At 36.9% G+C, this 24,783-nt stretch carries 21 protein-coding genes and 4 tRNA genes; 20 read left to right on the forward strand and 5 right to left on the reverse strand.

What is annotated here, in order from left to right:
- Positions 1 to 937 precede the first annotated feature (937 nt).
- Entirely contained in the window at positions 938 to 2,404 is a 1,467-nt protein-coding gene (gene dtpA / locus CYG50_RS05825) for a dipeptide/tripeptide permease DtpA (RefSeq protein ID WP_102139282.1), read from the forward strand.
- 75 nt (positions 2,405 to 2,479) lie between these two features.
- Here dtpA and glpX read toward each other — a convergent pair whose 3' ends face one another.
- A complete protein-coding gene (gene glpX / locus CYG50_RS05830; protein WP_181490166.1) occupies positions 2,480 to 3,457 on the reverse strand; it encodes a class II fructose-bisphosphatase in 978 nt (325 codons plus the stop codon).
- 161 nt (positions 3,458 to 3,618) lie between these two features.
- On the reverse strand, positions 3,619 to 4,542 hold the full coding sequence (locus CYG50_RS05835) for an AEC family transporter (protein ID WP_102139280.1): 924 nt from the start codon (positions 4,540 to 4,542) through the stop codon (positions 3,619 to 3,621).
- 595 nt (positions 4,543 to 5,137) lie between these two features.
- On the opposite strand from CYG50_RS05835, the gene CYG50_RS05840 reads away from it, so the two are divergent.
- The 17 genes from CYG50_RS05840 (at position 5,138) to fabV (ending at position 20,675) form a co-directional block, all read left to right on the forward strand.
- A complete protein-coding gene (locus tag CYG50_RS05840; protein ID WP_102139279.1) occupies positions 5,138 to 7,966 on the forward strand; it encodes a DUF2339 domain-containing protein in 2,829 nt (942 codons plus the stop codon).
- Entirely contained in the window at positions 7,963 to 9,447 is a 1,485-nt protein-coding gene (locus tag CYG50_RS05845; protein WP_102139278.1) for a DUF3999 family protein, read from the forward strand. Before CYG50_RS05840 ends, CYG50_RS05845 begins: the two co-directional genes overlap by 4 nt.
- 167 nt (positions 9,448 to 9,614) lie before the next feature.
- A complete protein-coding gene (locus CYG50_RS05850) occupies positions 9,615 to 9,884 on the forward strand; it encodes a hypothetical protein (protein ID WP_102139277.1) in 270 nt (89 codons plus the stop codon).
- 73 nt (positions 9,885 to 9,957) lie between these two features.
- A complete protein-coding gene (locus CYG50_RS05855; RefSeq protein WP_102139276.1) occupies positions 9,958 to 10,371 on the forward strand; it encodes a GFA family protein in 414 nt (137 codons plus the stop codon).
- 183 nt (positions 10,372 to 10,554) lie between these two features.
- Positions 10,555 to 10,962: a phosphate-starvation-inducible protein PsiE gene (gene psiE / locus CYG50_RS05860; protein WP_172412229.1), complete on the forward strand. Its 408-nt coding sequence runs from the start codon at positions 10,555 to 10,557 to the stop codon at positions 10,960 to 10,962.
- 295 nt (positions 10,963 to 11,257) lie between these two features.
- The gene (locus CYG50_RS05865) at positions 11,258 to 12,811 is read left to right on the forward strand and encodes an AbgT family transporter (protein ID WP_102139275.1); all 1,554 of its coding nucleotides are present in this window, start codon (positions 11,258 to 11,260) and stop codon (positions 12,809 to 12,811) included.
- Positions 12,812 to 12,878: 67 nt separating this feature from the next.
- The gene (pepT, locus tag CYG50_RS05870) at positions 12,879 to 14,111 is read left to right on the forward strand and encodes a peptidase T (RefSeq protein WP_102139274.1); all 1,233 of its coding nucleotides are present in this window, start codon (positions 12,879 to 12,881) and stop codon (positions 14,109 to 14,111) included.
- 196 nt (positions 14,112 to 14,307) lie between these two features.
- Complete coding sequence (locus tag CYG50_RS05875) at positions 14,308 to 14,994, forward strand: LuxR C-terminal-related transcriptional regulator (RefSeq protein ID WP_102139273.1); 687 nt, start codon at positions 14,308 to 14,310, stop codon at positions 14,992 to 14,994.
- Positions 14,961 to 16,793: an excinuclease ABC subunit UvrC gene (gene uvrC, locus CYG50_RS05880; protein WP_102139272.1), complete on the forward strand. Its 1,833-nt coding sequence runs from the start codon at positions 14,961 to 14,963 to the stop codon at positions 16,791 to 16,793. The genes CYG50_RS05875 and uvrC overlap by 34 nt, the downstream gene beginning before the upstream one ends.
- A gap of 57 nt (positions 16,794 to 16,850) precedes the next feature.
- Positions 16,851 to 17,399, forward strand: a complete 549-nt coding sequence (pgsA, locus tag CYG50_RS05885) for a CDP-diacylglycerol--glycerol-3-phosphate 3-phosphatidyltransferase (protein ID WP_102139271.1) — start codon at positions 16,851 to 16,853, stop codon at positions 17,397 to 17,399.
- 166 nt (positions 17,400 to 17,565) lie between these two features.
- Positions 17,566 to 17,641, forward strand: a tRNA-Gly gene (locus CYG50_RS05890).
- Positions 17,642 to 17,664: 23 nt separating this feature from the next.
- Positions 17,665 to 17,738: transfer RNA gene (locus tag CYG50_RS05895), tRNA-Cys, on the forward strand.
- 7 nt (positions 17,739 to 17,745) lie between these two features.
- Positions 17,746 to 17,832: transfer RNA gene (locus CYG50_RS05900), tRNA-Leu, on the forward strand.
- A 123-nt stretch (positions 17,833 to 17,955) separates the two neighbouring features.
- Positions 17,956 to 18,042: transfer RNA gene (locus CYG50_RS05905), tRNA-Leu, on the forward strand.
- 267 nt (positions 18,043 to 18,309) lie between these two features.
- Positions 18,310 to 18,462: an MbeCy gene (locus tag CYG50_RS05910; RefSeq protein ID WP_102139270.1), complete on the forward strand. Its 153-nt coding sequence runs from the start codon at positions 18,310 to 18,312 to the stop codon at positions 18,460 to 18,462.
- A gap of 125 nt (positions 18,463 to 18,587) precedes the next feature.
- Entirely contained in the window at positions 18,588 to 19,148 is a 561-nt protein-coding gene (locus tag CYG50_RS05915; RefSeq protein ID WP_102139269.1) for a hypothetical protein, read from the forward strand.
- Between the two features lie 327 nt (positions 19,149 to 19,475).
- Positions 19,476 to 20,675 (forward strand): enoyl-ACP reductase FabV, encoded by a 1,200-nt coding sequence (gene fabV, locus CYG50_RS05920; protein WP_102139268.1) that lies wholly within the window; start codon positions 19,476 to 19,478, stop codon positions 20,673 to 20,675.
- A gap of 105 nt (positions 20,676 to 20,780) precedes the next feature.
- On the opposite strand, the gene CYG50_RS05925 is transcribed toward fabV, so the two are convergent.
- Positions 20,781 to 21,338, reverse strand: coding sequence for a toxin-antitoxin system YwqK family antitoxin (locus CYG50_RS05925; RefSeq protein WP_102139267.1), 558 nt, complete (start codon positions 21,336 to 21,338; stop codon positions 20,781 to 20,783).
- 220 nt (positions 21,339 to 21,558) lie between these two features.
- Here CYG50_RS05925 and CYG50_RS05930 point away from each other — a divergent pair, with 220 nt between their 5' ends.
- Together CYG50_RS05930 and CYG50_RS05935 are read left to right on the forward strand one after the other, a co-directional pair.
- Positions 21,559 to 22,764 (forward strand): nicotinamide mononucleotide deamidase-related protein YfaY, encoded by a 1,206-nt coding sequence (locus tag CYG50_RS05930; protein ID WP_102139266.1) that lies wholly within the window; start codon positions 21,559 to 21,561, stop codon positions 22,762 to 22,764.
- Between the two features lie 6 nt (positions 22,765 to 22,770).
- Positions 22,771 to 23,544 (forward strand): nucleotidyltransferase domain-containing protein, encoded by a 774-nt coding sequence (locus tag CYG50_RS05935; RefSeq protein ID WP_102139265.1) that lies wholly within the window; start codon positions 22,771 to 22,773, stop codon positions 23,542 to 23,544.
- 5 nt (positions 23,545 to 23,549) lie between these two features.
- On the opposite strand, the gene CYG50_RS05940 is transcribed toward CYG50_RS05935, so the two are convergent.
- Entirely contained in the window at positions 23,550 to 23,981 is a 432-nt protein-coding gene (locus CYG50_RS05940; protein WP_102139264.1) for a DUF5339 family protein, read from the reverse strand.
- Between the two features lie 137 nt (positions 23,982 to 24,118).
- Complete coding sequence (locus CYG50_RS05945) at positions 24,119 to 24,544, reverse strand: universal stress protein (RefSeq protein ID WP_102139263.1); 426 nt, start codon at positions 24,542 to 24,544, stop codon at positions 24,119 to 24,121.
- Positions 24,545 to 24,783 lie beyond the last annotated feature (239 nt).

A 24,783-nucleotide genomic window follows, 5' to 3' on the forward strand; every position in this document is an offset into this window, starting at 1 on the left:
TTCGACTAAGCGCTCAATGGCTAAGTTATCTTGTTAGGTAAGTTCCTGCAACGATTGATAGATATTTTATATTAATTCTACTAAATCAAATGGTTAATTGTTGCTATTAGCACATTGGGCAAAAAACACATAAAAAACTTTAAAAAAAGATGAACTTTTTTCCGTTATAACCACTCTTAGTAGTATCTATATACTGTTTGCTTGCGTAAACATTCATATATTTACCCTCATCATTCATTTCTTTACATGAAGTAATGTAATAATGCATCTACGTAGTGATAGTTTGAATTTAGCAAAAGATCCTTGAGTAGAATGCATTATGCCCAGTTTAATACTGGGCTTTTTTTTATCCAAAATTCCAGTTTGCATGTACCTTTCACCGCACTCCTTTAAAGTCTTTCCTACCAGTAAAATAAAAAGCGTCTGTTTGATATGGATGATTTTTGTTTCACATAATACTTACAGCAATAAATCATAAGGTTATAAATCGCGACATTATAGTTTCAATGCAGAATAATGTTCTTAACATTTAATGAACAAATGACTAATTAGTAATCGATAATAATTTGGTAATTTTGTAAAAAATTGAAGTTAATCACGATTAAATTCAATTGATGTAGTAATTAATACTAGCTAATTCTTTAATTTTGGTGCATAAATACCGTATATGGCTCAATTGATTATTGGGTTCTTGGCGGGTTATCTACCAGTTAATGTTGAATAAATAATCAAATGTGCTTTAACTCATTGAATTTATGTTTGAGATCCATAAACAAGCCTACACACAGTTTTGTTTATTTTGAGGTCAGGGAATGATACTCCTCCTACCAAAAGTGAATCTTTTCAACTTTGAATTCTTGAGATCATAACAATGCGAGAGCGTATAGAGCGTTCCGTGGTTTTTTTGCATATGTACAGGTTGTACTAGAGGTAACTTGTGTCCACAACAAATAACAAAGAGGAAGTTAGTCTTAACGCGTTTAAGCAACCTCGCTCATTCTATCTTATTTTTTCTATCGAACTCTGGGAACGTTTTGGTTACTACGGTCTTCAAGGGATCCTTCCAATATACCTAAGCCAAGTGCTGGGTATGTCAGAAAAAGAATCAATTACACTTTTCTCAGCGTTCGCAGCGTTAGTTTATGGCTTTGTTGCGGTAGGTGGCTGGTTAGGGGATAAAGTCCTTGGCACAAAACGTGTGATTGTTCTTGGAACAATCACTCTGATTGCAGGGTATGCATTTGTTGCTTTCTCAGGGCATGATGTGTCGATGGTCTATGTTGGCTTGGCGACTATTGCGGTTGGTAATGGTTTATTTAAAGCGAATCCATCATCACTCTTATCAACCTGCTATGAAAAAGATGACCCACGGTTAGATGGCGCATTTACCATGTACTATATGTCCGTGAATATTGGTTCATTTTTCTCAATGATTGCAACGCCATGGTTAGCGAAACATTATGGTTGGGATGTTGCGTTCTCTCTTAGTGTTGTGGGCCTGATTATCACATTGATTAACTTCTATATGTGTAAAAAATGGGTTTCTCAACATGGCTCAAAGCCTGACTTTGCACCTGTCGTTATTTCAAGGTTAGTTGCTACAGTTGCAGGCGTTATTGCATTAATTGCGATTTCTACATGGTTATTGCATAACCTTGGTATCGCACGTGCAGCATTAGCGATTATTTCTTTGGGTATTTTAGTTATCTTTATCAAAGAAACACTAGCACTAAAAGGTACGGCTCGTCGCCGCATGATTGTTGCATTGATTCTAATGCTTGAAGCGATAGTATTCTTCGTTCTTTATAGCCAAATGCCTACCTCATTAAACTTCTTTGCATTACATAACGTAGAACATGAAGTTCTTGGTTTTTCTATTGAACCTGCGCAATATCAAGCTCTGAACCCATTATGGATTATGATTGGAAGCCCAATTTTAGCCGCGATTTATAATAAAATGGGGGATAACTTACCAATGCCACATAAGTTTGCGATTGGTATGTTGCTATGTTCAGCTGCATTCTTAGTTTTACCACTAGGCGCTAAATTTGCAAATGAAGCCGGTATTGTTTCCGTTGAATGGCTGATTATTTGTTACGGCTTCCAAAGCATTGGTGAGCTGATGATCTCTGGCCTTGGGCTTGCGATGGTGGCTCAGTTAGTTCCGCAACGCTTAATGGGCTTCATTATGGGCGCATGGTTCCTAACCAACTCAGCAGCTGCATTTATTGCGGGATATGTTGCCTCAATGGCGGCGGCACCAGAAGGTGAACTTACCAGCAAAGTCGAATCTTTGGCTGTGTATAGTGACGTATTCTTGAAGATTGGTTTAGTGACTGGTGTGATTGCAATTTTGATGGTTTTAACCGCTCCGATGTTAAATCGTATGACTCTTGAGCGTTAATTTTCATCTTAAGTTGCAGTAATCAAAAGGGCTAAGAAGCCCTTTTGATATATGTGACATACGGTAATAGACGTATTAATTAAAATAGCGGTTATTAATCAGTTTTAGCGAGCGGTCACGGCCATTAACCAAAATGGTATTCGAAATACGGCTGTACGCATCTATTGATACGCCATCCATCAAGATTGTTGGTGTGATGGCTGTGGCGGCAAAGATAACATCAGAAGTGCTGACCATCTGGTCTAAAGATAAAACCTCACCAATTTCTAACCCCATTTGTTGGCAACGCAAAACTTCTTGTGCCGCGAGTTGTTTGTTTTCTTCGCTATCTCCTTTAGCTTTATCTCGAGAAACTAGCCTTGCTTGCATGTCACCACCTAAAGCGCGTGCGATGGCTGCACTGATAATACCTTCAGGAGCACCGCCAGTTCCATACATCATATCAATTGGGTGCTCAGGAAGGATAGTCAGTAATGAGGCGAGTACATCACCATCAGGAATGGTAATCACATTTGCACCAAAATTACGGATAGTCTTAATAATATGTTGATGGCGAGGTTTATCAAGCACTGCGATTGAAAGACTTGAGATTGGTTTATTCAATGCAGAGGAAAGGAACTCTAAATTTTTCTCTAGGGGATTGGCAAGGTGTACGGCCCCTTTAGCTGCGGCCCCAACAACAAGTTTTTCCATATACATATCAGGTGCTTGAAGTAGTGTTCCTGTTGGTGCCGCCGCCAGTACGGCAATGGCATTTTTTTCATTGCAAGCGACCATGCGAGTTCCATCGATAGGATCTACCGCAATATCTAATCCAACAGAACCAGATTGTTTACCAACTTGTTCACCAATATATAGCATGGGAGCATCGTCGATTTCACCTTCACCAATGACAATTTTGCCATGAAAATCAATTTCATTTAGGCGATTTCTCATCGCTTCTACCGCGGCTTTATCTGCAGCATTTTTATCTTGTTTACCCACCCAATCGAAGGCAGCAACTGCAGCGACCTCGGTAACGGAAGCGATAGCAGAAGCTAACTCATCACTAATTTTCATTTTTTGTTTGTATCCCAGATGTATAAAAGAAAAGTATTTATCACTATGATACGTTTTTTGTGATCTATCTGGCAAATAATGGGTGATTAAATCGACAGAGAATTTGGCGGCAGAATGTAATGGTAGCCTAAACATCGGCTACCATTAATTGAAAATTAAAGCATCTCGACGATAGTGATACCGCCAATAATCGAAATTAAGGCAGCTAATGTACTTAATAACACGGTTCCTGCTGAGGTTTCAGTATAGGCTTGGTTGCTAATGGCCAATGCGGGCACTGCGGTCGCGGTGGGTAATACACCAATAATAAATGCAGCTTTCAGTAAATCATCTTGTAAACCTAAAGCGAGTCCAGTTCCTAAAATTAGGGCTGCTTGAACAAAGTTTTTAATAAAAACGTTAAATACAATTTCCTTACTAATTGTCAGTTTGATCCCAGAAAGGAGTAATCCAAGGAAGAATAGGGCGACTCCGCCTGCTGTTTTCCCTAATTCATTGACTGAATTTTGTAATATCTCCGGTAATTTAACGCCCAAAATAGCCAGTATTGCCCCTAGAATAGGAAGAAAAACTAAGGGTTGGGCAATGGCTTTACCAACAGATTTTAAGATACTGTTTCCTTGTTGTGACCCGCTGATCATTAAGAGAGTAAATGGAATAATAATAACGGTATAAATAAGGTTACCTAATACCATTGCTATTAAGCCTGATGACCCGACAGTTGCAAGTAATACAGGTGGCCCACAGTAGGCCATATCAGGAAAAGATACCGACAAGGCTTGCATAGCTGCATCTTTTTTATTATGGCGAAAAATAAATTTACCAAAAATAAAACCAATCACGTATGTTGCAATTAATCCTACGGCCAATGCTAATAAATAGTCAATATTGAGTAATACCGAGGGTGGTGCTTGTGCAGCAGCAAGAAATAGTGCAAACGGTAATGCTATTTTAACAACAAAGTCAGCAAAAGCTTGGGAATACTCTCGTTTGATGAACCCATATTTACCCGATAGCCAACCAACGGCTAATCCAAGAACAATGGGCCCTAAAGCAGCAAGTATAATGTGAGTTAGCATTAAAAAATTCTCCCGATAATATGCGGTAGGCCTTATTTCATAAAAATTCAGTTAAATGACAGTTAACACTTTCCCTTGCGATTAATCTCAGTCTAATTAAAAAATTTATACATTTCATCAATGTGTAATAAAGAAAATAATTAATATTATCTTTAAGTGGCTATAGTCATTTAAGGATAATAAATATTAGAGTAAATATTTTAAAATAAATATATTATATAAATAACATAATAAAAATAATTGTACTAATAAAATTTTCATTATTAATTAGTTAAGTATCTGAAAATGAATATCGAAAAATAGACACTCAATCACTTATCTATTTTCCATGAATTAAACTATCATTAAATGATGATTAAGGGTTTTCTTAGTTACTAAAATAACGAATGAGAGTATTAATAAGTCATAAAAAACGGGTGAGGGTATTGCTTCTTTTTTGTTCAGAGTATAGCTAAAAGTAGAGTGTAATGAATTATTTTGTAACAGTTTATTACATTTGGTTGGCAAGGGGATCAATGCTATCTACACTAGCAGTAATCGTGGTCTTTATTTTCCAGATTCTAAATTGTGAATTTTATTATGAGGAAACCTATTTGTGGATACTTGGATACTAGTAGGACTCGTATTAGTTTTTCTGCTAGTGCTAGCTCCGATACTTGCTATCATTGCCATCAATCGAACTGGTCGGTTGCAGTATCAAATTTCGCTATTAAATCAGAAGGTTTCCTCATTAGAAGCTCTCCTTTCTAACTCTAAACCCTCACAAAGTGTATCTGTTGATGATGTAACGGCTCCCCAACCAAGCTTCGATGAAAAACAAGATGTCTTCTCAATGAGCCATGCTACTTATCAGCAGGCTGAAAAAGAACATGCTTTATCTGATCATGCTTTATCTAGTAATGCGAGCTCGGTTCCCATTACGGAACAAACTGTTTATGAAGATCCTCTCGAACGCTCTCCAATTAATGAAAACATTAACCCAAATAGGTTTGATAACTCGGCAGCACCGCAAATAGACCCAAATCGGTTTAATCATAATGAGCGTAAAACAAATCAAAATAATCAAAATGCGGTTAGTCATGATAAATCAATATTCAGCCATTTCTTTAGCTGGTTAATAAAAGGAAATCCTGTTGCGAAAATAGGTATTCTGTTGTTATTCCTAGGTGTGGCGTATTTACTGAATTATAGCGTGCAAAATGACATTATTTCACCACAAATGCGTTTAATTTTCAGTGCAGTAGGGTGCTTAGGCTTACTTGGCGTTGGCTGGTGGTTACGGAATAAAAAGGCATTATTTGGGTTGATTTTACAAGGGGGAGCAATAGGCTGCTTGTATATCACTATTTTTGCTGCCTTTAAATTATATACGATGGTGCCATATGGAATGGCATTTGCATTTATGTTGCTTATTTGTGCTGCAAGTATTGCTTTGGCATTATTGCAGCGAACGATTAGCTTAGCGGTTTTGGCATCAATAGGCGGGTATTTAGCACCTGTATTACTATCGACTGGTGGTGGAAGCCATGTTGTTTTATTTTCTTATTACCTGATGCTATCTATCGGTATTTTAGTTATTAGCGTGTGGCAGGCTTGGCGCCCTTTAAATTTAGTCGGTATGGTGATGACTTATGGCGTTGCCGTTTTATGGGGGGTAGATAATTACCAGCCAGACTATTATTTATCCTGCCAACTCTTTATTATTGCTAATTTAGTCGTATTTAATGCTTTAACTCAACTATTTTCACTACGTTTTGAACATAGCAAGCAACTTATTGTTGATAATACGCTTCTGTTTGTTCCTCCCTTTGTCAGTATTGCTCTTCAATTCTTTATTTCACAAGGGGAAGGTTTGCTGCCGGCCTTTATTTCTCTGATGATAGGCTTGTTATATCTGGTTACTGGTTTGCAAGTGCATAAACGCTATAAATCTGCTGGCAAGAATATGGCATTAGCAAATATTATTATTGGTGCTGGATTTATCACGTTAGCTATTCCACTAGCGTTAACATTTGAGTGGACCTCCATTATTTGGTCATTAGAAGGTCTATTAATCCTTTGGTTTGGTTTACAGCAAAACCAGAAAAAAATGGCGGCGATTGGCTCTTTATTGATAGTTATTAGTGCAATTACTTTATTAAGTGATTATCCTTATCTATATTGGAGTCGCAGTAGTACTTATATGGTTCCAGTGCTATTAGTCGCATGTTTTATGGCGGGTGGGCTTTTCCATACTCGTCGTAAAGAAGATAGTAACTTTACTTTATTTAGTTATGGTTTCTTAATTATAGGGTTGGTAACGTGGTTTTGTTGGTTACCTTTATTTACCGATATTTTATCGTGGAGCCGTGAATCTGAAGGCTTTATTATTTTAGTCTTGGTTGTTATTTCTGTTTGGTTTTGGCGTTTATATGCTATCCATATTAATTGGGTGCCGTTGTTACTGTGCCAATCTATCTTGTGGATTGCGGGCTATTATTATCTTAGTTTAGATTTCGTTAACGACCAAAACCCAATGGGACGTGGCGAAGGTTCTCTTATATGGCCAGTTGTTTTGGGCAGCTCTGTTTTATTTGTTATTCATGCATATAAGCTTCGTGCCCCCTGGATGCAAAGATGTCTCCATAGCGCTAATTTATGGTTAATTCTTGCGTTTATTGGTACTCAAGTAAATTGGTTCGTTTCTATTTTACCTTGGGGAATGCACGAAGTCGGGTATTTTATGTATATCATGGCCATAACACTAACCATTATTGTTCTGTATTGGCTACAACAAAGTAGAATGCCACCGATGAAACGAAATGGACTGATTTATTGGTATTCGATGCTTCCTGTCGCTGTCGGGCTAATTATATTGTCTAGCTATGCTAATTTAGAAGATGGCAAACTGACGTTTTGGAGTTATATACCATTAATCAATCCATTAGATGAAGCTGGGTTATTTAGTATCGCGGCGCTAGTTTTGATACGTAGAGGGTTCACGCAGAAAATACGTAAAGTGACAGCGGTTAATTTTTGGGTTCTGCGTAGTTTATTAGTGGCCACTATTGCACTTTCTGCTTATTGGTTTAACGGTATTTTAATTCGTGCAACAGCAGATTTCGCAGCACTGAGCTGGAATTATGAAACCCTCTATGATTCGCGCTTAGTACAAACTGTACTTTCTATCAGTTGGGCATTGGCTGCATTAGCCTGCATTATTGTTGCCGCTCTCAAGAAAAACCGTATTTGCTGGTTTATAGGGGCAGGTATTTTTGCATGTGTTATTGCCAAGTTATTCTTAGTTGATATTTATGGGCAAGGTGGTATTTCTCGTGCAATTTCCTTTATTGGTGTTGCATTGTTAATTTTAATTGTTGGGTATTTTTCGCCATTACCACCAAAAGAAGCAAAAGGGAAAGTCGAACAGGAGATGCAACCATGAGTTTAATAAAAAACACAAGACTAGGAAAGTTTATTGCTGTCCTATCTTTATCATTATTTTCTAGTTACATGAATGCAGAGACAGTAGAAGAGACGACACCTTATAGTTTTTATCAAGGCTCAGAAATAAATGTGCTTGATACATCGACCCCTTTTTATTGGTTAGAGCTTCCCGCAAATGCGTATATTAATTCAGCGTACCCTAAAACGTTGCAAGATGTTCGAGTTTTTAATGGCACTGGTAATGAAATGCCTTCCGTATTATTTTCTGATACTGAAAAATCCGTCTCTAATGAAAAAGTGGTTTTTACACCACAACGTTTAGTGACCCAAGTTGACAGCGTTAATTCCGATGATGATGTGCGTAGAGAAAGGCAACATCTACTAGTCGAATCTATCCCAGGTAAAGTGAATAGAATTGAGTTGCCTAGTATGCAAGTGAAAGATAATGTTGCTTATCAGGCTTATTTATTAACGAGAAATCAAAACCAAACTAAAGATGCCCCCGTTAAGAGCCTGACATTAGACTGGGCTAAAAGTGAGAAAGAGTGGCAGGCAAAGGTATCTATTTTTGCTAGCGATGATAAAGAAAATTGGTTAAATGTAGCATCGAACCAGCCAATTATGAATTTAAAATTAAATTCTGAAACTATTGTAAGTAATAATATTGAATTATTGAATGGTAATTCAAAAGCATTAAATGCACCTTATCTTATGGCTGTAATTGTAAGTGCTCCAGATATTGTTATACCCGATTTATTAAAAGTAGATGCAACTTCTAGCGTATTCAATTCAACTCACCGTCAAGAACTATTTCATTTTGAGATGACGAACGATGGAGTTTCAAAAGATCATATAATCTATCAGTTACCTAGAGCACTGCCGTTAAGTGAATTACAAATACAGTTGCAACAACCAAACCGCGTGATCCCCTTAAAAATCGAGTATTCATCTGATCGCGGTGAAAGCTGGAAATTACTCACTAATATTGTCGCCTATAATCAAGCAATAGATGGTGATTTAGTCAGTAATCCAAGCACTGCACTTTATGGCGAAATGGTAGGGAAAGTAAAAATTTCTGCGCTCAAAGGCAGTTGGGAGGATCAACCGCCAAGATTAACGGGAAAACGAGATGCTTATAATCTTATTTTTAATTTACAAGGTCCCTCGCCGTATTTGCTTGTTTGGGGAAATAAACAAGCAAGCTTTGATAAATTAACCACAAGTCAGCTTGTAGGAAAACCAGATAGTATTGATGAATTAATGACGAATTACCCCCAGTTATTTCTTGATAACACAATCATTGAGTTGGGAGGGGTAGATAGATTAACTTCAGCAGAAGAGGCTGATGATAATTTTAACTGGTTGACAATTACTTTATGGATACTGTTATTTATTGGTATCTTAGTATTGATCTATTTTTGCTGGTATTTATTAAGAGAAGTTAATTCTTCAGATAAAGCTAATCATGAAGAGTTATAACTAGATATTTTTATTAGCCAAATAGGGAATAGTACCCTATTTGGTTCCAATTTACGTCTTTGACAATTCTGACATCTCTTTACTCAAGCATGAGCACACTTACCTTTAGTCTGTTTTTTCTGACAAGGATTTGCGCTAAAACAATCATAACGAAATAGGAGATAATGATGGAAAGAACATTACTGGCTCGTATATTTATTGTGATTGTTATTTTGACCGGTTCTTCAATAGTAGCTCAAGCTGCAAATAATACCGTATTAACAGAATTTATAGCACATAATCAAGTGACGTATGAGTATGTGTTACAAAATACAAACCAAAGTGAAGCAGACATAGAGTTTGAACGAGAAACAAAAGAGCTTGATAGTTCTCAACTGCGTAATATTATTAATGATAAACGTTTTACTGGTCGGCAATTTAGAATAGATACAAAGTAAGTAATAACTAAATTTTTACTGTGGTTATATTCATATTGAGTAATAAATCAGCTATCTAAATAAAGGAAATTCTATGCATCAAGGCCAATGTTTATGTGGTTCTGTAAAAATCACAACAGCAAAAGATATTAGCCATGTCAGTGTATGCCATTGCGGAATGTGTCAAAAATGGAATGGTGGCCCAGGTTTTAGTGTTGATTGTGGTAACGATTTAATAGTAGAGGGGCAAGAAGCTGTGACGATCTTTGCATCATCCGAATGGGGAGAGCGTGCATTCTGTAAGAATTGTGGTTCACACCTTTTTTACCATTTACTTTCACCGTCAACATACTATGTATCAACAACCTTATTTAAAGAGAGTAAAGATGCGCAAATGAGTATGCAGATTTACATAGATAGTAAGCCCCAATATTATAATTTTGTAGAAAAAACGCCCATGTTGACAGAGAAAGACATTATGGAAATGATGTCACCGTCATCGGATTAAAATTTCTAATTATTACGTTAATAGTAAGCCATAAGGGGTTTAACGGTAGCTGTTCAGACTGTATTTTTTGATACTATTCGTTAAATTAATTTCTTGTTTGTCATGCGAGTGATTTAAATTTGTTTTACAATTAAGAAAATAACTAGGTTTAAACGTTGTTCAGAGGGATAACAAATGAATAGTATGAAAGGAATGCGTCATGCGAGTAATATTGCGTGGGTACTACAATGGATACTAAATATTGGCTTGATCTCACTCGCTGCTGTACTTGTATTCTTTTTAGCTAAAGAAACGGTAACAATGGCCTCATTAATGTTTGGTAGCTCAAAAGGGGCAACGGCCTATGAATTATTAGAAGGCATTGTCATTTATTTTCTGTATTTTGAGTTTATTGCCTTGATTATAAAGTATTTTATGTCAGGGTATCACTTCCCATTAAGGTACTTTATATATATAGGTATAACGGCAATAATTCGTTTAATTATTGTTGACCATAGTGACCCAATGACAACGCTTTTGCATGCAGGAGCAATTTTAGTACTTGTTGTTGCACTTTATATTGCAAACACTGAAAAATTAAAGCGTGAATAGCATACATTAGTATAATTTACTGGCATGCAAAAAAAGGTGTAATTATTATTCCTTTTTTTGTATGTGTGACATCGAAGGCAAATACTTAAGCTATATATTCTGCATCTAAATCTATAAATTAATAAAATTTAAGATATGTGATGTTTGGTAATTAAAATTAATATAAAAATTTCTAATATTTTATTTTGAAACTGGTTTATCCTGTTAAAACTAATCACAAAAGTATTTTACTTTTATATATAGGTTATTTACTGTTATAAAGTTTCTATTCTAATAACATAAGTAGCTTGTAAATATGACAACAAAAACACTCCCCAAGAAGAAAGGGTTTTTAAACCGTGTTGAGCGCATTGGTAATGTTATGCCTGATGTGACTATGCTGTTTGTTTATGCCCTGATTATATGTTGGTTTTTATCTTATCTGCTTTCTTTCGTAGATTTTAGTTATTACCATCCTATTTCAAAAGATAAAATCGCTATAGTTAATATGTTTCAGTATGAGGAAATAATATTATTTATTACTGCGGCAGTTAAAAATTTTATTAACTTCCCTCCTCTTGGTATAACGATAGTGGCAACGTTAGGTATTGGTATTGCGGAAAGTAGTGGTTTTATTAATACTGCATTGAAAAAAATGCTGTCGTTTATTTCACCTAGAATGCTAACGCCTACAGTAGTATTTGTCGGGATTGTTTCTCATATTGCTTCGGATTCTGCCTATGTCATTTTAATGCCAGTTGCAGCGATGATGTTTTATGCGAGTGGTCGTCACCCGTTAGCTGGGATTGCTGCTGCATTTGCAGGTTTAGCAGGTGGATTTACTGCAAGCTATACACCATCAATTATTGACCCAATAATGCAAAGTTTTACGCAAGATGCTGCGCAAATGCTAGCGCCAGGTTATAGCGTGAATGTTCTATGTAACTATTTCTTTAGTTTGGGCGGAACATTTGGTGTTATTTTTACTTGCTGGTTTATCACTGAAAAAATTGTTGAGCCATGGCTGAATAAAAACTGCCCGATCAGTTTAAATGAAGTTGACACTGATTCTGAAAAAGATTTAGGTAAAATTACTGTTGCTGAAAATCGTGCTTTTCGAATTGCAGGTTTAGTGCTAATTGCTTTAGGTATCGGGTTATTTGCATTGTTATGGCCAGAAAATTCACCATTACGTGGGCCTGACGGTAGCTTAACTAGCCCGAAAGCACCTATTATGCAAATTGTTGTGCCTTTACTGTTTATTTTCTTTGCTTTGCCAGGCATTGTTTATGGCTACATGACGAGATCTTTTACATCAACAAAAGATGTTGTTAAAGCAATGGAGAATATTACTAAATCACTTATCCCATTTATTGTTTTCGCTTTTTTTGCTGCCCAATTTTTATATTCATTTCAACATTCTAATTTAGGCACATTATTGGCGCTTTCAGGGGCTGAGTTATTACGTACACTCGATATGCCATCTGGAATGACTGTTTTTGGAGTAATTCTATTAACCGCTATTTTAAATATTATGATTACTTCAGCGACGTCTAAATGGGCAATTATGGCGCCAGTATTGGTACCTATGCTAATGGCTGTGGGAATTTCACCTGAATTAACACAAGCAGCATTTCGTGTCAGTGACTCTGCGATGAACGTGAGCACACCGATGTTTCCGTTTTATCCGTTAATTCTGATGTATTGTCAAAAATATTATAAAAATGCAGGAATAGGAACATTGTGCTCAATGATGATCCCATTCACTGTTGGGTTATTAATTATTTTGACTTCAACATTATATTTGTTCTGGGCTTTTGATATCCCAATTGGTTTCGATAGCGGTTACACGTGGCATCCTGCACAATAGGTAGAGCCAATACCCTGTCTATTAAATAAATAGATAGGGTAAGTATAGTTAATGCAAGGAATATAAAATGAACGAATTAGGTAAACAATTAGAGCAGCGTTTTTACCGCTACCTCGCTATTGAAAGCCAAAGTGACGCAGCAAGCACGATTGTTCCAAGTACAGAGGGGCAACGTGAACTAGCAAAATTATTAGCGCAAGAGCTTGAAAGTTATGGTCTCAAAGATGTTTATATTGATGACCATGCCATCTTATATGCAATGCGCCCAGGAAATAAACCTTCAGCACCAAAAATAGGTTTTGTAACTCATTTAGATACGGTCGATGTTGGTTTATCTCCCATCATTAAGCCTCAAACTTTGAAGTATGAAGGTCATGACTTATGTTTAAATGAAAAAGAAAATATTTGGTTTAAGGTAGCAGAGCATCCAGAAGCAGCTCCTTATGTTGGTGAAGATATTATTTTTAGTGATGGAACCAGCGTTCTGGGTGCCGATAATAAAGCCGCTGTAACGGTTGTTATGGAATTAATGAATAAGCTGCAGCATGCTGATTTTGATTGTGGCGATATCTACGTTGCGTTTGTACCGGATGAAGAAATTGGCCTGCGTGGCTCTAAAATTATGGATTTATCCCGCTTTAACGTTGATTTTGCTTATACCATTGATTGTTGCGCACTTGGTGAGGTTGTGTATGAAACGTTTAATGCCGCTTCTATCGAGGTTTCAATTAAAGGTATTACCGCACATCCCATGTCAGCTAAGAATGTATTGTTGAATCCTATTCGTGTTGCACATGATTTTATTGGTTGTTTTGACCGCTTTGATACCCCAGAACACACAGAGCATCGCGAAGGCTATTTTTATGTCACAGATTTAATCGCAAACCCAGATAATGCTAAAATTAAAATGGCGATCCGTGATTTTGACCGCCATAGCTTTGCGGCACGGAAACGTTTTATAGAACAAGCGATTGATTTAATAAAAGCTCGTCATCCGCGTGCAAAAATTGAGTGTAATATTGTTGATGTGTATAGCAATATTAGTGACTCATTGGGAGATGACCGTACAGCGATCGATTTAATTTTTGAAGCACTGAAAATCCAAGAGGTTGAGCCTAAGGTAATTCCGATGCGTGGTGGTACTGATGGTTCTGCTTTATCGGCAAGAGGCATTTTAACTCCCAATTATTTTACGGGAGCACTTAATTTCCACTCATGCTTTGAGTTTCTACCTGTCCGTTCTTTTGAGAAAAGCTATTTAGTATCAGAAACCATCTGTCGTTTAGTTGGAAAAAAATAGCGTATCATTTTATTTTTAATATTAAGACCACTCAATAAGGTGGTCTTTAATTATTAATCACTATGAATCATTCCTTTAAATTATAATTTAATATTATTTTTAATAAAACAAAGATAAATAAAAAAGTGTATATAATTTTTTTATTTATTCATTTATTATTTTTACAATTAATTTTAAAGTCCAATAGGGGAATTAATTGATTAATATAATAATAATTGACGATAATAATATTGCAATTCGTGGTTTCGAAGCGTTTTTTTCACGTCATATACGCTATAAAGTTGTTGCTTCTTTTCCATCAGTGGAACATGTGGTTACATGGAATAGATGCCAAAAAGCAAATATGATTTTAATCAGCAGTGATAGTTTCCGCTATGACTCACTAAAAACCATACAAACACTCCGTCGAACTCAGCCGGATGTCGGGATCATTATTTACAATGTCAGAAATAATCCTTCGTTTTTTTTAAAAGCGTTAGATATCGGTATTTTCGGTTTACTAAGTATCAATGTGACAGAAGAGGATATCATTGAAGCTATCCAAGTTGTGAGTGTTAAACGACGGATTATATCTCCAGATATTGCCCAAGATCTTGCTCTTCAGCGGTTAGTCTATAGTAATCAACAAGATTTATATGATTTATTATCAGGGCGTGAATTAGAAATCATGTTGATGATCACTCAGGGAATGCCTATCAAGCAGGTGGCAGAGTCACTTTCCTTGAGCCCTAAAACAGTCAATACCTATCGATATCGAATGTTTAGTAAACTTAATATCTGTAGTGATGTAGAATTAACTCATATAGCCATCAGTTATGGTTTAATTACAGCAAAACAGGGTTTATTCGAGTGTCAGAACAGTTCGAGCCAAAGGCTTTTTTAAAAACAGTGACTAATCAACCTGGTGTATACCGAATGTATGACGCTGGGGAAACGGTTATTTATGTAGGAAAAGCAAAGGATCTTAAAAAGCGCTTATCAAGTTATTTTCGTGAAAATGTGGGGAGCCGTAAAACAGAGCAGCTGGTTAAGCAAATTGCTTCTATTGATGTGACGGTGACTCATACTGAAACAGAAGCACTATTACTTGAACACAACTATATTAAGTTGTACCAACCACGTTATAACGTATTGTTACGCGACGATAAATCATATCCTTATCTATTTTTAAGCAGCGAAGCTCACCCTAGAATTTCGATGCACCGAGGGGCGAAACATGCTAAAGGTGAGTACTTTGGCCCTTTCCCAAGCTCTTATGCAGTAAGGGAAACATTGGCATTAATGCAGAAGTTGTTTCCAATACGTCAATGTGAAGATAGCATGTATCGAAATCGCTCAAGGCCTTGTTTACAATATCAAATTGGCCGTTGCCTAGGCCCCTGTGTCAAAGGTTTAGTTTCCGATGAAGACTATAACCAACAAGTTGAATATGTCCGTTTATTTTTGACCGGAAAAGATAAACAAGTTTTGGCTGGCTTAGTTGACCGTATGGAAAAGGCAAGTTTAGAGCTACGTTTTGAAGATGCAGCGCGTTTTAGAGATCAAATTCAAGCAGTCAGGGCAGTCACTGAGGAGCAATATGTATCGGGTGACAGCGATGATCTGGACGTTATTGGTGTTTCTTTTGAATCTGGCCTTGCTTGTGTGCATGTACTTTTTATTCGCCAAGGGAAAGTGCTTGGAAGTCGCAGCTATTTCCCCAAAATTCCAACAGATACACAGCTTGAGGAAGTGGTTCAAACCTTTTTAGGTCAGTTTTATTTGCAAGGTAGTGAAAATAGAACGTTACCTGGCGAAATATTATTAGATTTTGCATTAACAGAAAAAGAATTATTAGCGGAGTCTCTTTCAGAGGTCGCTGGGCGCAAAATTAATATTCAAAGTCAGCCTCGTGGTGTGAGAGCTCGTTACTTAAAACTAGCGAGAACGAATGCATCGATTGCACTTTCAACTAAACTTGCACAACACTCGACGGTGCAACAGCGCATGGAAGCGCTTGCAAAAGTGGTTAATTTAGAAAATATCAACCGTATGGAGTGTTTTGATATCTCGCATACGATGGGGGAGCAAACCGTCGCTTCTTGTGTTGTGTTTGATAAATCGGGTCCAGTGAAATCTGAATATCGTCGTTATAACATTACTGGTATCACTCCTGGTGATGATTACGCAGCAATGCACCAAGTTTTAACGCGCCGATATGGTAAACACATTGATGAAAGCAAAGTTCCTGACATTATCTTTATCGATGGCGGTAAAGGGCAACTAGGGCAGGCAAAGGATGTATTTAATTCACTTGAGGTTGATTGGGATAAAAAACACCCATTGTTAATTGGTGTTGCTAAAGGTAGTGACCGCAAAGCAGGGCTTGAAACGTTATTTTTAAAGCCTGAGGGCGAAGGTTTTTCACTACCACCTGATTCTCCCGCTTTGCATGTTATCCAACATATCCGAGATGAGTCACATAATCATGCGATTACGGGGCACCGGCAACGAAGAGCAAAAGTCAAAAGTACGAGTGCATTAGAGTCAATCGAGGGAGTTGGGCCAAAACGTCGGCAGATGTTGCTAAAATATATGGGTGGGTTACAACCTTTACGTAATGCAAGTATAGAAGAAATCGCAAAAGTGCCCTCGATCTCATACGCCCTTGCAGAAAAGATTTATAATGCATTGAAACAGTGAGTGTCTTAGGGCAACATATTCATAATATCCAACTTGGTCAAAAAGTTAGTGAGCGTGATGAAATTAAACATACCAACGTGGTTGACATTATTTCGCGTCATCCTAATACCGTTTTTTGTATTAGCCTTTTATCTCCCTGTCGCTTGGGGGCCGTTTGCATGTGCGCTTATTTTTGTTATTGCAGCGGTAACTGATTGGTTTGATGGTTTTTTAGCAAGGTTGTGGAAGCAAACTACAAAGTTTGGTGCTTTTTTAGATCCTGTTGCCGATAAAGTTATGGTTGCAACGGCATTAGTATTAGTTACAGAAAGTTATGATGTTTGGTATGTAACTTTGCCTGCAGCAACGATGATTGCACGTGAAATCATTATTTCGTCTTTACGTGAATGGATGGCAGAGATTGGTAAACGCAGCAGTGTGGCCGTTTCTTGGATTGGTAAATTTAAAACAACTGCTCAGATGATGTCATTAGTCGGTCTATTGTGGCGTCCAACGCCATTAATTGAAAATCTTTCAATTGCACTAATGTATGTTGCGGCTATCTTAACATTTTGGTCAATGTTCCAATATTTAAAGGCTGCATGGGCCGATTTGAGCGAAGCGTGATCGAAATGATTGAAAAAACAGCGAACGATCCAATTATTTAAATAATTGTATTGACTCGATAGGTGAAATCAGTAGAATGCAACGCATCGAACGGCAACATGGTTTACGAAAATAAATAAGTAAATCAGCCAGTTTGAAAAGCATAAGCTGAAAAGTGAAGCTTTATGCGGGAATAGCTCAGTTGGTAGAGCACGACCTTGCCAAGGTCGGGGTCGCGAGTTCGAGTCTCGTTTCCCGCTCCAAATTTCGAAAGAAATTCGGATAAGGCGCGTTAGCAAAGCGGTTATGCACCGGATTGCAAATCCGTGTAGCTCGGTTCGACTCCGGGACGCGCCTCCAAAATTTAGCCCAGGTGGTGAAATCGGTAGACACAAGGGATTTAAAATCCCTCGGCCTTTATGCTGTGCGGGTTCAAGTCCCGCCCTGGGCACCATCTTAAAGTAATCTAAACACGATTAAGTGTTTTATTTTAAGTTTAGCTGACTACAATATATCAAATATATGGGTTAGCCGGGTAAGTTAATAATTTATCCAAGTTTTTGAGAACGAAAATTTAGCCCAGGTGGTGAAATCGGTAGACACAAGGGATTTAAAATCCCTCGGCCTTTAGGCTGTGCGGGTTCAAGTCCCGCCCTGGGCACCATCTAAATTTAAATCAGTTATGGTTTGAAATTAGCAATTAACCACCTCTAGGTGGTTTTTTTGTATTTACTTCCTTTCAAGTATTTTATACCAGCTCAATTAATATCGATTCTTTGTAATGTTTCCTATTTATATTCAATGGTTTATTAAAAAATGAAGCTGTTGTTTCATTGTGTCAATTAACTCGCTATTCGTGTAAAAAACCGTAAGTCAGACCGTTCCGTTAGTATTTTATGTCACTATTCTGATCCTTGAAGAGGAACGAGCTATGTCTAACATGAAAACTGAAGTTGTAGTTGTACGATTAACCAAACACGAACGAGCATTATTAGATACAGTGAAAACAAAACCTTTATTAGCCGACTGGTTGAAGGAAATTGCCATGGCAGAGGTTAAGCAGCAGGAAAATAAGAAAGAGTAAGGCAGATTTAATTATGCAGAAATCAATCGAGTCATTTAATGTGCTTATAGAAAAGTTAATTTTTTGATTAATTATTCGTTTTTGATAGTATCAAATTAGATGACTTAATTGGAATTTGAGAAGTGATGATAAAAGGAATTTTGTTTACGTTAATACTCGTACTCGTTTCTGGTTGTACAACGAAAAAACTAGATGCCCCTTATGGTTTTAAGTGGGGGCAAACCCCCGAGCAGATACGAAAACTGCATTTAAAAGGATTGCAATGTACTGAGTTTCAAGAAGGAGGTGCATTATGTTCATCAACAGACTCCCCTCAAATAGCAAATAAGCTGTTTTTATTGATGTTTTCTCGGGAGAATAATACGTTAATGCTAGTTTCTTCCCAAGGAAAAGATAGTCGAGACCAATCAGCCATTTTGGCTGAGTATGATGCAATTAACCAGAAAATGTTTGAAGTTTATGGTTTACCAATGCAAACCATTGAACGCTATAAACGGGATGTTTATTTCTTAGATAAAATATCGGATGACGAAACAACGCCATTTAAGCGGGTTTATGAAAAAAGTGGCATGCAGATTATGGTCGGTATTGTTAGTAATGCCCATTTTCGTAAAATCCACGATAAAAAAGACATTGTTTACTCAGTGATGGTTATCCATAATTTAATACCAACTATGCCACAATAAGCAGCTATTAAGCTATTTCATACTCGTTAATGCTATTTGTTCTTTCGTTTGGCAATGCGTTTTCATCTATGGTTTTGTCTCTAGATGCACTCTTCAATGGCTGTCGAGTAGGCGGAAATACGCGTCGATGTTGGACAGGTACAATAGCGCGGGAATTAGATCCGTTACGACGTGCTATTAAAGTTCTACTGGTTTTAAATGAACAATTAATGGGAAAGTCATCAGTAAACTGGTCTGTTCTCCTTATTTATTGTCACTCTGTCTTAAGTAAATGGATAATATCAGGTATATTAGAGCCTGATTGTTAGCTACCAAGAAAAAATTACTATGATTATCAAACCTAAAATTCGTGGTTTTATCTGCACTACAGCTCATCCAGCAGGATGTGAAGCCAATGTGCGTGAGCAAATTGCCTACGTGAAATCACGTGGCGAACTGAAAAATGGCCCTAAGAAAGTTTTAGTTATTGGTGCATCCACCGGTTACGGTCTTGCCTCTCGTATCAATGCTGCATTTGGCAGTGGTGCGGCTACCATCGGCGTATTTTTTGAAAAGCCAGGCAGTGAAGGTAAAACAGGCTCTGCGGGTTGGTACAATTCTGCAGGTTTTGACAAAGCAGCAAAAGAAGAAGGCCTGTATGCGAAAAGTATTAATGGTGATGCTTTCTCTGATGAATGCCGTCAAACTGTCATTGATTTAATTAAACAAGATTTAGGCCAAATTGATTTAGTTGTTTATTCACTGGCCTCTCCAGTGCGTAAAATGCCTGAAACGGGCGAAATTGTACGCTCAGCATTGAAACCTATTGGCGAGCCGTATAAATCTGTTGCGTTAGATACCAACAAAGATGTACTGATTGAAGCGGTTGTTGAACCTGCAAATGAACAAGAAATCGCAGACACAGTAAAAGTCATGGGCGGCCAAGACTGGGAACTGTGGATGGACGCATTAGATGAAGCAGGCGTTTTAGCCGATAATGCACAATCCGTGGCTTATTCTTATATTGGTACGGACTTAACATGGCCAATTTACTGGCATGGTACATTAGGCAAAGCGAAAGAAGATTTGGACCGTGCGGCTTATGCAATCAACCAAAAATTGCAAGCTAAGGGTGGAGCCGCTTATGTCGCAGTACTAAAATCTGTTGTAACTCAAGCCTCTTCTGCAATTCCTGTCATGCCTTTATATATCTCTATTGTCTTTAAAATTATGAAAGAGAAAGGGATCCATGAAGGTTGTATTGAACAAATTCAGCGCTTATTTGCTACTAAATTATTCAATGACTCAGTGCCAGATACTGATGAAAAACATCGTCTACGCTTAGATGATTGGGAATTACGTGATGACGTACAAAATACATGCCGTGAAATTTGGCAGCAGCTGAATGATAATAACATCAATGAGCTAACGGATTATCAAGGCTATAAAGCTGAGTTTCTCCGTTTGTTTGGCTTCGGCTTAAATGGTGTCAATTATGATGCAGATCTCAGCGGTGAAGTAAATTTTGAAGTGAAAGAGCTGATTTAATCATATTGGTCATTATGTAATATTTCTTAGAAACCCGCTATTTGCGGGTTTCTATTTTTAGCTATCTTTATAAATCACATATTTTATTTTGTCTTGTTAGCTGAATTATTGTAATACGATAATTTCGCCATCGCGGATCACTGCTTTAGAAATAACAGTTCCATTTTCATCAAATTCGGTGAGTGTGCCAACGAGATCTCCATTTTTAAAAGTACCAGTAATATTTGGCTTATTACTTGGAGTATTGTGGTAAATTTTAAATGGTCCTGATAATTTGCCTTGTAGCGCGGTTAATTCGACATCAATACGGCCATTTTCATGATAGTTACGGACAGTCCCATCTATCTTGCAGTTTTTTAGTTGAATTAGGGATTCTGGTTTGCCATTTTCATAATAGGTTTTGATGTATTTATCCAAGCATCCTTTAGATACCCATGCTTTGAATTTTGGCTGACCATTGTCATACTCAGTTTCAAATGCCCCTTCAGCAAGGCCTTTCGGTGCCTCTGTGGAAGGAAACTCCATCGTTTTTAACTCACTTAATTCTCCAAATTTTGAATCTGAGTTTGAATTGGAATTTGTAGAGCCTCCAAGTTGGCATCCAGAAACTAATAAAATTAAAGAAAGTAATGCAACAGATTTAATTGGTTTTAGCTTGAACATGTAGCCCCTATTATTGCTGTAAAAAAATAATGTATTCAATTGCATATAAAACTATAGCCTTTTTATGACTATATATTGTGAGAATTATCCTAAACTATTTGCTTTAATGAATTATGAGCGATTTTTAGGATGTTGGAGTTGAACAAATATTGATGTTAGTCATCTTGATAATAAGGTAGTTTAGTAAGTTAATACGATTTGTATATTCAGGGAGTCATGAATGTTAGTTGTTGAAATGTTGAGTACTGGTGATGAAGTTTTGCACGGACAAATAGTTGATACAAATGCAGCTTGGTTAGCAGACTGTTTTTTTCAGCAAGGTCTCCCTTTGAGTAGCCGAACCACTGTTGGCGATAATTTAGAAAGTTTAGTAGCTACTTTTCTTGAACGTAGTTTATCTGCAGATGTTCTGATTGTGAATGGAGGGTTAGGGCCAACGAGTGATGATTTAAGTGCTTTGGCTGCGGCTAAAGCTGCGGGAGTTCCATTAGTTGAGCATTCGCAGTGGATTGAAGTTATGGAGCGTTATTTTATTGCTAGAGGGCGAGTTATGCCTGAAACAAATCGCAAACAAGCGCTACTTCCTGCCAATGCTGAATTAATTGACAACCCTGTAGGGACGGCTTGTGGCTTTTCCTTAGTTTTGAATGATTGTCTGATTTTTTTTACTCCTGGGGTACCTTCTGAGTTCAAAGTCATGGTAAATGAGCAAATTTTGCCAAGGTTACGTGCACGTTTTACTTTGCCAGAGCCGCCAATTTGTTTACGCCTAACGAGTTTTGGCCGCAGCGAAAGTAGCCTTGCGAAGCAATTTGATAGCTTACCTTTACCTGAAAATTGTGTTTTAGGTTACCGTTCTTCAATGCCTATTATTGAATTAAAATTAACAGGCCCTGCGTCACAAAAAGAGTTGATGGAGAGGGATTGGCAACTCGTGAAGCAAGGAGTAGGGGATAATTTGATATTTGAAGGTACTGAAGGTTTAGCTCAAAAAATTGGAAAATCCCTAAAAGAAAAGAAATTACATGTAGTCGTCAGTGAACAATTTAGTGCAGGGTTGTTAAGTTGGACATTAAATTCTGCAGGAATAGTCATGTCTTCCAGCCAAATCCTGTCTCTTGATGCGGGACAAACATTAGAAACCCTTGTGCAAAGAGCTCAAAAAATAGCGGCTAATCATCCGTTATCTATTGCTTTAGTCGTTGGTGAATATCATGAGCAATATTTAAACGTTGTATTATCAACACCTGATAAGTGTTATGCGCAAAGAATTCACTATTTACCAAACAACCATTCACAGAAAGAAAAGCAAGAAGTCAGTGTAATGTTAATATTAGATATGCTATCTCGTTGGTTAAATGGTCGAGAGGTTATTGGCTATTATGAATGGTTAGTACAAACTGAAACACTTATCCTTGAGAGTTAGCAGGTTATGAAGTTAAACGATTATGAGTATATTCCTGTTCTTGAAGAGAAACCGTTTCAATCGGAATTTAAGTTAATTATAACTGAATCTATTAATTGGCTTAGGTGCATATTAAAAGAAAAACTCCATAGCGTTTATGTGTATGGCAGTGTGGCAAAAGGCTGTGCAAAGCCACAACAATCAGATTTAGACCTGTGTATTATACTGTGTGATGGTCTTACTCAATTAGAGGCTACCAAACTTAATGAATTACAAATTCAATTAACGATTAATCACGCCGAAGTCAGCAAAATTGATTTTGATATTGGTATTATTACGGATGTGATGAGTGAGGCTAATTTATATAGTTGGGGGTATTGGATTAAGCATCACTGCCGTTGCATTTATGGGGATGATTTAGCAACATGTTTTAGCCAATTTACCCCTTCACGAGCAATAGCCGAAGCCGTTAATGGTGATTTTGTTGATGTGCTTAATGCTTATGTCGACCAAATCAATCATTGTAATGATGACGCTGAGTTAAAGTTATTATATCGGGCGGCATCGAGAAAGCTTATTCGTTCGACTGATATTTTACGTTGGAAAAATGATAATGACTGGCCAGAAACATTATCTGAATATACACAGAAATTCGTTCAACGTTATCCAGAACGACAAAATGAAATAAATTATTTTTTATGTCAAAGTTTACAGCCTTTTGTTGATGAGCAATTCTTGGAACATTTAGTCCAGTTTATCTGCTGGTTGGATGTTGAACATTCAAATATTATTAATAAATGAGCCAATTATGGCTCATCCGGTTGTAGTGCATTAATGATGTAATTAATACTTGAAACCCCTTTCTTGCAGGCTTTGTCTTTTAAAACTGTCGGAGTTTTATCAATGGCCATTTTTACAGAAGACAATTGATCTGTGTAGGTTTGTGCTCCAATAATCTCAGGATTATTATTTAAGTATTCAATAACCTCATCGACTCTTTGATAAAATTGCTCACATGAGTCACCATCAGTTTCTAAGGCTTTTAGTTCATTAAGTGCGTTTGGAATAAGCTGCTTCGTTTGCAACTGTACTTGTTCGATATACTTCCCAGACTTTACTTGCTCAACTATAGTCATTACCTGATTTTTCATGTTAAAAAACAAAGTAATAGCTATAACTAAAGCAATGGCTAGAATAATATTGATGCTAATACTGATCCAAAGTAAGTATTTTTTCATTACATTCCTTGAGCGAAAAATAAATCTGTAATATCAATATATAGTTTAGTCTCGTGATTAATACTTGTATTTAAGATTAACACGAAAAAAAAGGTAACCGAACAATTGGCTACCTAGATTATTATAGTTGATAGAGGTTATCGAACAGTCAAAACAGAAATTTTTGAATTCTGAATAACCATCGATGCGGTTGAGCCTAAAAAATATGTGGACATGCCAGGGCGCTTTGAGCCAATAACGATTAAATCTGCTGAAATTTCTTCAGCAACACGTAAAATCTCATCCCTTGGTGTTCCCATTAAAACTTGTGTACTGTACTTATTACTAGGAATATTAAATTCTTTAATTATCTCAGCCAGCTGCTTCGTGACATTTTCATGTTCACTATCCGCTTTTTCAGCAAAACCAAACCCCATTGTGGTATAGAAAGGAACAGTAGGAATAACCGTTAGAAAATGAATATGTGCTTTTTCATATTTAGCAAAGTATTGAATATGAGCCATAACTAATTGTGCTAAGCTTTTTTCTGTTATATCAATAGGAACCAAAATATTATTGTACATGTTTTTCTCCGGCTTTTATTTATTGAGTCCATGCAGTAATCGGGGTATTGGTTTATAAGGAGTAACTCAGTTAAATCAGTAAATGGCCTAGTTAATTAAAATAAGGTTAATTTACGTATAGGGCTTACATTATTCGGAATTTATGATAGCAGATTAATATGATAAATACTTTGACGGCGGATTCAACTTAAGCAACTTAGTGGTGTTGTTTGTAGGCTGTTTTTCATGCGCTTTGTGCT

Source organism: Providencia huaxiensis, assembly GCF_002843235.3.
In the GTDB taxonomy this organism is placed as follows: Bacteria; Pseudomonadota; Gammaproteobacteria; order Enterobacterales; family Enterobacteriaceae; genus Providencia; species Providencia huaxiensis.